Annotated in this window: 11 protein-coding genes and 1 pseudogene; 10 read left to right on the forward strand and 2 right to left on the reverse strand. The window is 71.7% G+C overall.

Annotated features, from left to right (window positions below; genetic code table 11):
- The first annotated feature begins 10 nt into the window (after positions 1-10).
- Genes ABZU76_RS48770 through fgd form a run of 4 tightly spaced genes read left to right on the forward strand, consistent with a single transcriptional unit; the run spans position 11 to position 4,337 of the window.
- Positions 11-955 (forward strand): alpha/beta fold hydrolase, encoded by a 945-nt coding sequence (locus tag ABZU76_RS48770; protein ID WP_354884474.1) that lies wholly within the window; start codon positions 11-13, stop codon positions 953-955.
- Entirely contained in the window at positions 952-2,343 is a 1,392-nt protein-coding gene (locus ABZU76_RS48775; RefSeq protein WP_354884477.1) for a dihydroorotase family protein, read from the forward strand. The genes ABZU76_RS48770 and ABZU76_RS48775 overlap by 4 nt, the downstream gene beginning before the upstream one ends.
- Positions 2,340-3,323: an LLM class flavin-dependent oxidoreductase gene (locus ABZU76_RS48780; protein WP_354884480.1), complete on the forward strand. Its 984-nt coding sequence runs from the start codon at positions 2,340-2,342 to the stop codon at positions 3,321-3,323. The genes ABZU76_RS48775 and ABZU76_RS48780 overlap by 4 nt, the downstream gene beginning before the upstream one ends.
- Before the next feature lie 15 nt (positions 3,324-3,338).
- Positions 3,339-4,337, forward strand: a complete 999-nt coding sequence (gene fgd, locus ABZU76_RS48785) for a glucose-6-phosphate dehydrogenase (coenzyme-F420) (protein ID WP_220239253.1) — start codon at positions 3,339-3,341, stop codon at positions 4,335-4,337.
- Positions 4,338-4,389: 52 nt separating this feature from the next.
- Here fgd and ABZU76_RS48790 read toward each other — a convergent pair whose 3' ends face one another.
- Both ABZU76_RS48790 and ABZU76_RS48795 read right to left on the reverse strand, forming a co-directional pair.
- Positions 4,390-5,553, reverse strand: coding sequence for an MFS transporter (locus ABZU76_RS48790; RefSeq protein ID WP_354884483.1), 1,164 nt, complete (start codon positions 5,551-5,553; stop codon positions 4,390-4,392).
- 138 nt (positions 5,554-5,691) lie between these two features.
- On the reverse strand, positions 5,692-6,981 hold the full coding sequence (locus tag ABZU76_RS48795) for an FAD-binding protein (protein ID WP_354884486.1): 1,290 nt from the start codon (positions 6,979-6,981) through the stop codon (positions 5,692-5,694).
- Positions 6,982-7,155: 174 nt separating this feature from the next.
- Between ABZU76_RS48795 and ABZU76_RS48800 the strand changes: the two genes are divergently transcribed.
- From ABZU76_RS48800 to ABZU76_RS48825, 6 genes and pseudogenes are all read left to right on the forward strand, one after another.
- Entirely contained in the window at positions 7,156-8,016 is an 861-nt protein-coding gene (locus tag ABZU76_RS48800; protein ID WP_354884489.1) for an NAD(+)/NADH kinase, read from the forward strand.
- A gap of 190 nt (positions 8,017-8,206) precedes the next feature.
- Complete coding sequence (locus ABZU76_RS48805; RefSeq protein WP_354884492.1) at positions 8,207-8,716, forward strand: sigma-70 family RNA polymerase sigma factor; 510 nt, start codon at positions 8,207-8,209, stop codon at positions 8,714-8,716.
- Positions 8,713-9,285 carry a hypothetical protein gene (locus ABZU76_RS48810; protein WP_354884495.1) on the forward strand — a complete coding sequence of 191 codons (573 nt, stop codon included), beginning with the start codon at positions 8,713-8,715 and terminating at the stop codon, positions 9,283-9,285. The genes ABZU76_RS48805 and ABZU76_RS48810 overlap by 4 nt, the downstream gene beginning before the upstream one ends.
- 248 nt (positions 9,286-9,533) lie before the next feature.
- Positions 9,534-12,407, forward strand: a complete 2,874-nt coding sequence (locus tag ABZU76_RS48815; protein WP_354884498.1) for an AAA family ATPase — start codon at positions 9,534-9,536, stop codon at positions 12,405-12,407.
- Positions 12,408-12,599: 192 nt separating this feature from the next.
- Complete coding sequence (locus ABZU76_RS48820) at positions 12,600-12,788, forward strand: hypothetical protein (protein WP_354884501.1); 189 nt, start codon at positions 12,600-12,602, stop codon at positions 12,786-12,788.
- A 28-nt stretch (positions 12,789-12,816) separates the two neighbouring features.
- A pseudogene (locus ABZU76_RS48825) lies at positions 12,817-13,277 on the forward strand (hypothetical protein); the annotation flags it as partial.

Here is a 13,277-nt window from a genome sequence, read left to right on the forward strand (position 1 = left end):
CGGAAACGGCATGAGAACTGACGAGGTCTCCTGGTTCAGCGACGGCGAACGCATCAGCGGGCTCTGGCGCACCCCGGACGAGGGCGACGGGCCCTACCGCGTCGTCGTGCAGGGCCCGGGCTGGATGGGCCTGAAGGACGCGAAGCTCTACGTGCGTTACCACCAGGCGCTCACCGACGCCGGGTTCGCCGTGCTGGTGTTCGACTACCGCGGCTTCGGCGATTCCGAAGGCGATCCGGAGCTGCTGTCGCCGGCCCGCCAGCTGGCCGACCTGCGCAGTGCGGTCACCTACGCCGAGGCGCGGCCCGACGTGCTGCCCGACTCGATCGGCGTGTTCGGCAGCGGCGGCACGGGCGGGGGCAACGCGGTGCTGCTCGCGGCCGTCGACCCGCGGGTGCGGGCGGCGGTGAGCCAGCTGCCCGTGGCCGACGGCGGCGACTGGCTGCACCGCATGCGCAGCGAGTACCAGTGGCTCGACTTCCTGGCGGAGCTGGACGCCGACCGGCGCGAGCGGACGCTGCACGGCGTGGGCAAGCTCGTGAACCCGCGCGAAGAGATCATGGTGCCGACCTCGGAACGCCGGGCCACGAGCGTGAAGTCCGATGTGGACGGACGCGTGCCGAAGCAGGTGCGCCTGGCCGCGGCGGAGGAGATCATCGCCTACCGGCCGGCCGAGGCGGCGGCGACGCTGACCACGCCGCTGCTCGTGATCGGCGTGGAGAACGACGCCACCACGCCCACCGACCACGCGGAGCAGATCTACGAAGCCGCGCGCGGGCCGAAGGAACTGATCATGCAGCGGCACACGAGCCACTACGCCGCCTACGACAAGTACTGGACCGCGACGACGCCCCGCATCGTCGCGTGGTTCGAGGAGTATCTCCGCCCGGCCGATGTGGTCGTGCGTTCGAGCCGGCCGGGCGGACACCCGGCCGTAGTGGAGGTGAAGGCATGAGCATCGATCTTCGCGTGAGCGGTGGCCGGGTCCAGTTGCCCAGTGGCGCCGTCGACGGTGACCTGCTGGTGAACGAGGGCAAGGTCGTCGGGGTCGTGTCCGGCTCCGTCGAGATCGCCGACGTCGGCCGCACGGTCGACGCCACCGGGAAGCTGGTGCTGCCCGGCATGGTCGACGTCCACGTGCACACCCGCGAGCCCGGCTTCGAGCACAAGGAAGACATCTACACCACGTCGCTGCAGGCGGCCGCGGGCGGCGTCACCACGATCTTCGGGATGCCGAACCTGAACCCGCCGACCACCACCGCGAAGACGCTGCGCGAGGTGTTCGACCTTTACGCCGAGAAGTCCATCGTGGACTGGAACCACAACCCGGCGGCCACGCAGCCCGACGAGATCGCGCCGATGGCCGCGATGGGCGTGAACGCGTACAAGATCTACATGGTCGTGGACACCGGCCGCACCTACCCGCACCCGGCCGGCACCGGCATGCACGGGCACGGCGACCTGCTGCGCATGATGGACACCATCGCCAAGACAGGTAAGCGCTTCATCATCCACCCGCACGACCAGTCCTTGATGGACTACATCGAGGGCGAATACCTGGCGCGCGGGGAAAACACGCCGCAGGGCTACGCGTCGGCCTACGCCGCCCGCAACGGCGTCATCTGGGACACGGCGATCGAGGTCGTGCTGCGGCTGGCCGAGGCTTCGGGCTGCAAGGTGCACCTCGCGCACATCCAGACGCGCCGCTCCGTCGAGGCGGTCCGCCGGGCTCGTGAGCATGGCGTGGACGTGACGTGCGAGGTCAACCACTGGCTGCCGTTCCTGTCCACTTGGGACGATGTGGAGAAGCTCGGCCCGTACGCGCTGTCCTACTGGGTGCCCGACGACGGCCGCGAAGCCGTGTGGGAGGGCCTGCGCGATGGCACGATCGACATGTTCTCCTCCGACCACGCGCCGCACACGCGTGAGGAAAAGGAGATCGGCTGGACGCAGATGTGGAGCTCCCACACGGGAACCCCCGGCATCCAGTACTTCTACCCGCTCGCGCTCGACGCGGTGAACAAGGGCCTGCTCACGCTCGACCGCGCGGTGGAGCTCGTCGCCGGTGCGCCGGCCGCGAAGTTCGGCCTGCAGGGTGTGAAGGGCGCACTCACCCCGGGCTGTGACGCGGACTTCGTGATCGCGGACCTCGACGCGCCGTGGACGATCACCAACGACGGCGTGCTGTCGAAGATCGGCTGGACCCCGTACGACGGCCGGCAGCTCACGGCCGGCATCGAACAGACCTACGTCCGCGGCACCGAGGTGTTCGCGGGCGGCAAGGTGACCGGCGAGGCCGGGCACGGCAAGCAGGCGGTGTCAGGAAAGGTGCAGAACGCATGAAGTTCGGACTGTTGCTCCCGCATTTCGGCGAGCACGCCTCGCGCGACAACGTGCTCCAGGGCGCGATCATGGCCGAGAAGGCCGGGTTCGACTCGGTCTGGGTGCGTGACCACCTGGTGTTCGAGCCGCACGGCGAGATGGAGAAACCCAACCGCACGTTCTACGACGCGCTCACCACCCTCACGGCCATCGGCGCCGTGACCGAGCGCATCGAGCTGGGCACGGGCTCGCTGATCCCGTTCCGGCACCCGCTGATCACGGCCCTGATGACGGGCACGATGACCCAGCTGTTCGGCCCGCGCGTGATCCTCGGGTTCGGCGCCGGCACGTTCGACCACGAGTTCGAGGCCATCGAGTGGGGCGAGCGCGACCGCGTGGAGCTCGTGCGCTCCAACGCCGATATTTTCAAGCGCGTGTTCACCGAGAACGACGTGACCTACTCGGACGCGAACTTCTCGTTCAGCGACATCACGATCGAACCGAAGCCGCTGGGCGGGCGGGTACCGTTCTGGTACTGCGGCGCCACCCCTCGTTCGGCCCGGCTCGCGGTCGAGTTCTGCGACGGCTGGATGCCGGGCCGGATCTCGATGGCGACGCTGGACAAGCGCGTGACGACGATGCGGGCGCTCTCGGACCAGGCCGGGCGCACGATGCCGACCGTGGCCGTGATCCCGCCCACGTCGATCGAGCCCACGTACGAGGAGGCGGTGAAGCACGTGAACGTCCCGGGCCTGCTGGCCTGGGCGAACAAGGCGAAGTTCGCGGTGAAGCCGCCGTCGGGCACCTTCGAGACCGTGAAGGATCTCTCAGGGCAGCTCATCGTCGGCACACCGGAGGATGCTCTGGAGGAGATCGACCGCTTCGCCGCGACCGGGGTGGAGCACCTGGTGTTCGACTTCCGGTTCAAGTTCGATCGGTGGTTCGATCAGATCGAGCTGCTCGGGTCGGAGATCATCGGCAAGGTGAACGCGGGCGTCTGAGAAGGGACGAGTCCAGTGGTGAGGTTCGGGTACAAGGCGTCGGCGGAGCAGTTCGCGCCGGCGGAGCTGCTGCGCTACGGCGTGCTGGCCGAGGAGAACGGGTTCGACTCGGTGTTCGTGAGCGACCACCTGCAGCCGTGGCGCCACGACGGCGGCCACGCGCCGGCCGCGCTGCCGTGGCTGGGCGCGCTCGGTTCGGCGACGGAGCGGGTGGTGCTCGGCACGAGCGTGCTGACGCCGACGTTCCGCTACCACCCGGCGGTGGTGGCGCAGGCGTTCGCCACGCTCGGGTGCCTGTTCCCGGGCCGCGTGGTGCTGGGCATCGGGTCGGGCGAGTCGATGAACGAGGCCCCGCTCGGCATCGAGTGGCCGGAGCCGAAGGTGCGGTTCGCGCGGCTGAAGGAGGCGATCGAGCTCATCCGCCGCCTGTGGACGGAGGAGCGCGTGGACTTCGAAGGCGCGCACTACCGCACGGAGAAGGCCACGGTGTACGACCGGCCGGAGGTGCCGGTGCCGCTCTACATCGCGGGCTCCGGCCCGGCGGCCACGCGGCTCGCGGGCCGGCGGGGTGACGGGTTCATCACCACGAGCGGCAAGGCGCCGTCGCTGTACACGGACACGTTGCTGCCCGCTGTGCGCGAAGGCGTGGAGCAGTCGGGCCGGGCGGTCGGCGACGTGGACATGATGATCGAGGTCAAGGTCTCGTTCGACGCCGATGCCGACCGCGCGTTGCAGGACACGCGGTTCTGGGGCGCGCTGGCGTTGAAGCCGGAGGAGAAGACGGGTGTCGAGGACCCGGTCGAGATGCAGCGGCTTGCCGACGCGCTGCCGATCGAGCGGGCCGCGAGCCGGTTCATCGTGTCGTCCGACCCGGACGAGCACGTGGCGGCGATCAAGCGGTACCTCGACCTGGGCTTCACGCACCTGGTGTTCCACGCCCCCGGGCCGGACCAGGAGCGGTTCCTGAAGGCCTACGGCACGGAGATCCTGCCGCGGTTGCGCAAGCTGGTGTGACGTGAGTGCCGCGGGCCCGGCGAGTGTGCCGGGCCCGCGGAGTCCACTGTGGTCAGTGCACTGGTACTGGTGTTTTCGTGCGATCCAGCCGGCCTGACACGACGGCCAGCGCGAGGGCGCCCACCGTCATGGCGGCGCCGACCCAGTTGGTCGACGCGTAGCCGTACCCCGCGGCGATGACGACGCCGCCGAGCCAGGCGGCCAGCGCGTTGCCGAGGTTGAACGCGCCGATGTTCACGGCACTGGCGACCGTGGGTGCGGCTTCCGCGCTGGCCAGCATCCGCATCTGCAGCGGCGGCACGGTGGCGAAGCCGAAGCCGCCCAGCAGGAACAGCGTGATGATCGCGGGCACGGCCGCGTGGGCGGTGAAGGCGAACACCGCGAGCACCACCGCCAGCGCGACGAGCACCGTGTACAGCGTCGGCATCAGAGCGCGATCGGCGAACTTGCCGCCGACGAGGTTGCCGAGCACCAGCCCGACGCCGAACAGCACCAGCAGCCAGCTGACCGCGCTGCTCGGCAGGCCGGCGACCTCCGTCATCATCGGCGCGATGTAGGTGAAGCTCGCGAATACGCCCCCGAAGCCCAGGATCGTCGTGCCGACCGCCAGCCATACCCGGGCGTGGCGGAACACAGCGAACTCCGCGCCGATCCGGGCGTTTTCCGGCCTCGGGGTGTCCGGCACGAGCGCCGCGACACCGGCCAGCCCGAGTACGCCCAGCCCCGCGACCACCCAGAACGTCGCTCGCCACCCCAGGCCCTGCCCGATGAACGTGCCCAGCGGCACGCCGAGCACATTGGCCAGCGTCAGCCCGGTGAACATGAGCGCGATGGCGCTGGCCTTCTTCTCCGGCTTGACCAGGTCCGCGGCCACCACCGCGCCGACCCCGAAGAACGCCCCGTGCGTCAACGCCGCGACGATCCGGCCGGCCAGCAGCGCCCCGTAGCTCGGCGCCAGCGCCGACAACGCGTTGCCGACGATGAACACCCCCATCAGCAGGAGCAGCAGGTGCTTGCGCCGCATCCTGGTGCCGAGCGCCGTCATCGGCAACGCGCCGGCCGCCACCCCCAGCGCGTACCCGGTGATCAGCCACCCCGCGGCCGGGATGGACACCCCGAAATCGGCCGCCACCTCGGGCAGCAACCCGGCGATCACGAACTCCGTCGTGCCGATGCCGAACGCGCCGATGGCCAGCGCGAGCAGGGCGAGCGGCATGGGACTTCCTCCTGAAGCGTGGACAACTACCGTCGCTGGCAATAGTTGCATACGCCTTCTATTGAGGCTGCCGACTGTGATCAGCGGAACTTGGGGCGCGCGAAAGCTCGCCCCTGCGTGGTGAGCGGTGCTGCGTGATCAGCTGCCGAAGACGTGCCGGTCCAGGAACGGGTTGCGGAACTTCCCCGTGGGGTCCAGCCGGGTCGCCAAGGAGCGGAAGTCGGCCGACCGCGGGTAGGCCAGGTCGAGTGCCTCGCCGTGGAAGAGTTTGCCCCAGTGGGGCCGGGGGGCGAAGGGGGCGAGGGTGGACTCGATGGTCGGCAGAAGGGTCTCGACCTCGGGTTGGCGGGGGAGCCAGGTGAAGTGGATCGCCACGCTGTCGCGGCCCGACGAGGGGCTGAGCCAGAGGTCGTCGGCGGCAATGGTGCGGATTTCGGACACCAGGAGCAGCGGGGCGATGAGGTGACCGATGCCGCGCAGGGCCTCGAACGCGGCGGGGGCGGCGGCGCGGGGCACGAAGTACTCGGTCTGGAGCTCGGCGCCGACGCTCGGGGTGAAGCCGAGGCGGAAGTGGGGGAGGCGGTCGTACCAGGGGCCGGGGGTGCCGAGCTGGGCGGTGGTGTTGCCGGCCGGCACGCCGGCGGCGTGGGCGGGGTGGCGAGGACCGTCGGCGGGGACGGCGCCGAACAGCGAAGGCGGGACAGCGGCGGCCGGCGAAGCCGGCACCTCGGCTGAGGTGCGGTTTTTCAGCCAGACCTGGTCGACGACGTCGCGGGCCCAGTTCGTGAACAGGCTGACGCTGTAGCCCGCCGCCTGGATCTCGTCGAAGTGCTCGACGGCGGCGGACCACGGCAGGTTGTCGAACACGTCCTGGCGCACGGTGAACGACGGGACCAGGTCGAGCGTCAGCCGGGTCACCACGCCGAGAGCGCCGACGCCGACGACGACACCGGCGAAATCGTCGTCGCCCCGGGTGAAGGTCCGCAGCGAGCCGTCGGCGGTCAGCAGGTCCACCGAGGAGACGGCCGCGGCCAGGCCGGGGTGGCGTTCGCCCGAGCCGTGGGTGCCGGTGGCGATGCTGCCGGCCACGGTGATGTGCGGCAGCGACGCGAGGTTTTCCAGTGCGAAGCCGGCTTCGTCGAGCTGGGCCACGAGGTCGCCGTAGCGGACCGAACCCCCGACGGTCACGGTGGCAGCACGAGTGTCCAGCGACGGCGAACCCGACACACCCGAAAGATCCAGCTGCACGCCACCGGGGCTGTCGGCCACGTCGTTGAAGCTGTGCCGGCTGCCGAGCGCCTTGATCCTTCCCGCGGAGGCGACGAGCTCGCGGGCCTCGTCGAGCGTCCGCGGGGTCAACACCTCGCGGGCGCCGTAGGTGAGGTTCCCCGCCCAGTTGGCGGCCGCGCCGCGCGAACTCTCGATCACGAACGCCCAGCTTAGGCGGGCTCGCCAAAGGCGTCGGATCCGGGCAGACTTGATTCATGCTTCTCGAACAGCCAGTGCGCCCCGAACCGGCGGCGCGTTTCGAACCGACAGTGCTTTTCGCGCCGGCAGTGCACTTCGAAGCGGCAGCGCTGTTCGAACCGGCGGGGCGCTGACATGCACTCGGCCGGACTGGTACTGCACCCGAAGCGGGACTCCGCCCCTGCGGTCGAGGCCGTCCTCGGGTGGGCCGCGAACCGCGGGATCAAGATCCTCGGCATCGCCGAAGAGATCGTGCGCCTGGACTGCAAGGCGGTGGGGGTGTCGGCGGAAGAGCTCGCCACCCAGTCCGACCTGCTGGTGAGCCTCGGCGGCGACGGCACCATGCTGCGCGCCATGCGCCTGGCCGACGGGCAGCGCGCCCCCGTGCTGGGCGTGAACCTCGGCAAGCTCGGCTTCCTGGCCGAGGTCGACGTGCCCGACCTGCCCGGCGCGTTGTCGATGATCGACGCGCACGAGTTCACCGTCGAGCCGCGCCTGGCGGTCGACGCGGTGATCGGCGGCCGGACCGTGACGGCGTTCAACGACGTCGCCGTGGTCCGCGTGCCCGGCGACGGCGGGGCGCTGGTCGCGGTGCGCGTGAACGAGGAGCAGTTCGTGAGCTACGCGGCCGACGCGGTCATCGTCGCGACGCCGACCGGCTCCACGGCCTACAGCTTCTCGGCCGGCGGCCCGATCACGAGCCCGGCCGTGGAGGCGCTGCTGGTCACGCCGGCCGCCCCGCACTCCGCGTACGGCCGCGGCGTGGTGCTCTCGGTCCACGACACGCTGGCGCTCGAGCTCCTGCCCGGCAGCGGCCGGCTGGCCGTGGAGGTCGACGGGATCGTCGAGGGCTACGTCCATCCGGGCGAACGGATCGAACTGTGCGCCCGCCCCAGCGCGGCCCGCGTCGTGCGGCTGGGCCGCACCACGTTCTTCCAACGGGCCCGGCGCAAGCTGCGGCTGAGTGACTCGGCGGAGATCGCGCCGTCGTCCTGAGGACCACTCGGTAGGACCACGAACCCGCGCCCACGACTTTGGCGTGATCCGGCGCGGCCCAGCCGCAGTGCTGGAGGGCGTAACCACGCCGAGGCGAGCCCAGCCGTCGCGCGCCGGAAAGATTTCTGGCGAGCCATGCAACCTCACAGGGCCCCCGCGTCGTATGGGGTGGTCGACGAGGGGTGGTGACGTGGCGGATCGGAAGAGCTTCACCGACGTGGCGAGGGACCGCGCGCCGGTGTGGTGCCGGGTGTCGTTCCTGATGTGCGGGGACTGGGCCCTGGCCGAGGACATCGTGCAGGTGACGTTGCTGCGGCTGTACAAGCGCTGGCACCGGCTGGATCCCTCGGGAATCGAGGCCTACGCGCGCAAGGTCATGGCCCGGTTGGCGATCGACGCCTCCCGCCGGCCGCACCGCCGCAGCGAAGTGCTGACCACACCCCCCGAACGCACGCAACGCGCCGCGGCCCCCGAGGACGGTGCTGATGTGCGCGCCGCGCTCCGCACGTTGGGGCCACGGCAGCGTGCCGTGCTGGCCTTGCGCTTCTACTGCGACCTCTCGGTCGCCGAGACCGCGGCGACGCTGCGGATCAGCGAAGGCACGGTGAAGTCCCAGTCCGCGCGCGCCCTGGCCGCGCTGCGGACGCTGCTGTCGTCCGACTCGACCACACTCGGCCCGACCGAAAGGGTTCTGCCATGACGACAGAACGGGAGCTGCTCGAGCGGGCCCTGGGCTCCCGCCGGCCGCCGGTGTCGCTGGACTTCGAGGCGATCGAGGCGCAGGGGGCACGAGCGGTGCGGCGACGCACCAAGCTGGCTCTGGCCGGCACTGCCGCCGCGGTGGTCCTCGTCGGACTGGGCGGGGCGGCGCTGTTCACCAGCGGAACCCCGCAGACGGTGACCCCGGCCGCCGGCGGGCAGGTCACCACCGTGGCGCCGACCGAGCGCGAGATCGCCTACTGCTACCAGAACGCGGACATCACCAGCAGCGCGGACAATCAACACGTCGCCGTCGGCATCAGCGGCAACAGCGCCAACGGCCGCGGTGACGCCGCGGCCGCCATCATCTCGCTCTGCACCACCGCTTGGGCTGACGACTACTACCAGTGGCAGAAGCCCGGGCTGCCCCGGGTCGTTCCTCCGCTCGTCGCGTGTGTCCTGACGTCCGCGGCCGTCGACATCGACCAGGCGGCGGTCGGCGCGGTCGGTGTGTTCCCCGGTGACGCGACAACGTGCGCTGCGATGGGCCTGCCCGTCGCGAAAATCTAGAATCCGCGCGTTGGCCACATCGCCGAGCTTCTTCGTGATCTAGGTCGCACCCGGTTGGTTCTCGGCCTTCGTCGAACCCAGGTACGGGCCCGGCACGCAGGTCCACTCCGGACGGTTGCGCCGATCGGCCGACGGCACTGCGCCACTTGCCCGTGACGTGTCGGTTTTTGTCGGAAACGTGTGACAGCAGTGTGAATCACGGTCCGGATCGCTTGCCCGCGCGGGGCCGAACTGCCGAGAATCCAGCGGTGATCGGCGAGGCGAGCGGGGTACACGTGGCAGCGGACGGGCCTGACCTCCCCGCGGTCGGCACGCCCCGGCTCATCGGCCGCGACGACGAGCTCGCCCGTCTCGCCGCAGCGCTCGCGTCGCCGCCGGGGGTGGTGCTGGTCTCGGGCGAGGCCGGCATCGGCAAGAGCCGGCTCGTGCGGGAGCTGTTGCCGGAGCCCGGTGTGCTCGTCGCGCGCTGCCCGCCGTTGCGGGAGGCGCTCACGCTCGGCCCGATAGTCGACGCGCTGCGCCAGGCGCGCCCCGGCGTCGCCGGTCTGGAGCTGAGCCCGCTGGCGGGCACGCTGCGGCCGTTGTTCCCGGAGTGGGACCTGCCGCCGGCGCCGGAGGCGCTGGCCGATGCGGGCGCGGCCCGGCACCGGCTGCTGCGCGCGCTGGCCGAGCTGCTCGACCGCATCGACGTCGACGTGCTCGTGGTCGAAGACGTGCACTGGGCCGACGAGACCACGCTGGAGTTCCTGTTGTTCCTCGCCGCCCGGCAGGAGCAGCGGCCGGGACTCGTGCTCACCTACCGGCCCGACGAGGTCGGCGACGACAGCCTGCTGCTGCGGCTTTCCTCGCGCTACCCTCGCATCACCCTCGGCGCGCTCGACGTGGCCCAGACCGCGCAGCTGGTCTCGTCGATGCTGGGCGACGAGCGCGTGTCGGAGCCGTTCGCGCGGTTCCTGCACCGGCACACCGACGGGATCCCGTTCGCGCTCGAGGAATCCGTCCGGCTGCTGCGCGACCGCGCGGACCTCATCCGCCAGGGCGGCGAGTGGATCCGGCGTTCGCTCACCGACATCGCCGTGCCGCCGACGATCCGCGACGCGCTGGCCGAACGGCTCGTGCGGCTCACGCCCGACGCCCAGGCGGTGCTGCGGGCGTGCGCGGTGCTCGCGACCCCCGCGGCCGAACGCGACGTCGTCGAGGTCTGCGGGCTGCCGGCCGGACGAGCGGGCACGGCGATCGACGAGGCCGCGCGCAGCGGGCTGCTCGTGGAGGACGAACGCGGACGCCTCGGCTTCCGGCACCTGCTGGCCGCGAAGGCGGTGTACGACGGCATCGGCGGGCGCGAACGCCGCGAGCTGCACCGGCGTTCGGGCAAGGCGCTGTCGGCCTGGGACCCCGCGCCGGTCGCCGTGCTGGCGCACCACTTCCGCGAGGCGGGCGAGACGGAGAAGTGGTGCGAGTACGCGGAACGCGCGGCGGATCTCGCGCTCGCGTCCGGCGACCACCACACCGCCGTTTCCTTCCTCCACGGCCTGCTCGCCTCGCCCGCGCTGCCGCCGACGGCCGTGGCCCGGCTTTCGCGCAAGACGCCGCTGTTCGCGTTCACCGGCTACCTCGGGCGGGTCGACCTCGTGCGGACGGTGCGCGGGGTGCTCGACAGCGCCGTGCTCGACCGGCGCGAGACCGCGGAGATCCGCAGCCAGCTGGGCCGGTTGCTGATGCACGCCGGCGACTACGCCGAGGGCGCCGCCGAGCTGGAACGCGCGATCCCCGATCTGGCGGACAACCCGGTCGCTGTCGCGCAGGCGATGTCCGTGCTCGGCCGGCCCGCCGGGGCGTCGTGGCCCGCACAGGCGCACCGTGAGTGGCTGGACCGCGCCGACGCCGTCGTGCGCTCGGCCGTGCCGGAGGACGAGCGGCTGTCGTTCACGGTCGACCGCGCGACGGCGTTGCTCGAGATGGGCGACGAAGCCGGCTGGACGGTCGTGGACACCCTGCCCGCGGACGACGCCCACGACCCGCTGCAGATCACCCGCGGCCTGCTCAACTACGGCGACGCCGCTCTGCAGTGGGGCCGCTACGCCGACGCGCGCGCCAAGCTGACCCGGTCCGTCGAGCTGGCGGAGCGGCAGGGGTTGCAGCGGTTGCGCGACATGGGGCTCGCGACGCTGATCCGCCTCGACTGGCTGACCGGTTCGTGGCAGGGGCTGGCTTCGCGCGTCGCCGAGTTCGCGGATCTCGCGGAGGAACCGCTGATCCAGCTGGACACGACGCTGGTGGGTGCGCTGCTGCAGTCGGCCACCGAGCCCGACAGCGAGGCCGAGGTCGAACGCAAGCTGACGCTGGTGCTCGACGCCGCCCGGCAACGCGGGATTGTCGACATGCCGCTCGAACCGGCCGCGGCGCTGGCCCGGCTGCACCTCGCGGCCGGGCGCCCGGAGCCGGCGCTGGCGATCACCGAGGAACCGATGGCCGTGGTGGCGCGCAAGCAGATCTGGCTGTGGGCGGCGGAACTGGCGCCGGTGCGGGTCGAAGCGCTGCTGGCCGCCGGCCGGGTCAGCGAGGCCTCGGCGCTCGTCGGCGAGTTCGCCGCCGGTTACCCGGGTGCGACCGGCGCGGTCCACTGGTGCCGGGCGCTGCTCACCGAGGCCGCGGGCGACCACGCCGGGGCCGCGCGGGAGTGGGCTGATGCCGCTGCCGCGTGGGCCGCCTTGCCGCGACCGTACGACGCCCTGCTCGCGCGCGAACGTGCCGCACTGTGCCTGCCGGCCGGCGGTTCGAGCGCTCCTGCGTTGGAACAGCTGGAAAAGCTGCACGCCGACTGCGTCGCCTTGGGCGCCTCCGCCGCCGCCTTCCGTGTCCGCGCCCACCTCCCCGGCGCCGCCGTGTGGCGCGGCGGCCGCCGCGGCTACGGCGACCAGCTGTCCCCCCGCGAGCTGGAAGTCGTGCGGCTCCTGCTGACGGGCCTCACCAATCCGGAGATCGCCCGGGTCCTGTCCCGCTCCCCGAAAACCGTGGCGGCCCAGCTGAACTCCGCGATGCGCAAACACCGCGTGTCCTCCCGCACGGCGCTCGCGGTGAGCGCCACCCAGGCCGGCATCACCCCGGCGACGGCGGACTGAACCAGCGCTGATCCCGGGGTCGACCGCCCGGCGACGGCCGGAACGTGCTGCCGCGGGGAGCCGGCCGGCCGCGCCGGACTGAACCAAGTGGCGGACTGGCTGCCCCGGAGCGGTGGACTAAGCCGGCGCGGGCGGGAGATTAGGTCATCCGCCCAATCGCGAACGGAGCGTGTGCGCCCCGATACTTCGCCGGTGAACGCGACGAGACCCGGCGATGACCGTCCGGTGGACGGCACCGCGATACCCCGGCCCGACGCGGGAACGGATCCCCACCCCACCACCGCGGATCCCGCCGACGCCGCACCGGCGCCCGGCGATCGGTCCGACCGGGCAGCCGATGAAGCCGGGCGCGACCTGCCCGCGGGGTACGAACCCCTGTGACTGCCCGGGCGAACGGAAAGGTTATCCCTTGAGAGTCCCCCGGGGGCGCCTACTGGCGCTCATCCTCCCGGTGCTGGCCGGCCTGGCGCTGGTCGTCGGCACCACCCAAGCCGGCACGACCCAACCCGGCACGACACAACCGCAACCGTCCGCGAACGCGCTCGCCGCCGGCGGGCAGGCCGTGCTCGACGCGGCCAACACCTCCGGCGACGCGAAGCCCGTCGCCGCCGACAAGGCCACTCGGACGGCCACCGGCAAGACCGCCGCGAAGGCGCCGAAGGCGCTCTACGCCCCGACCGGCTGCAACCCTGCCAAGCCGAAGCCGCACACGGTCACGTGCAACTCGCTGTTCAAGGCGGGCAAGGACCTGCGCCCGCTGACCAGCAACGCCGGCCCGCTGCCGGACTCGCTCGGCCCGGCCGACATCCAGGCCGCCTACGACCTGCCCGACGGCGGCGCGGGCAAGACCGTCGCCATCATCGACGCGCT

It is taken from the genome of Amycolatopsis sp. NPDC005232, assembly GCF_040607795.1.
In the GTDB taxonomy this organism is placed as follows: Bacteria; Actinomycetota; Actinomycetes; order Mycobacteriales; family Pseudonocardiaceae; genus Amycolatopsis.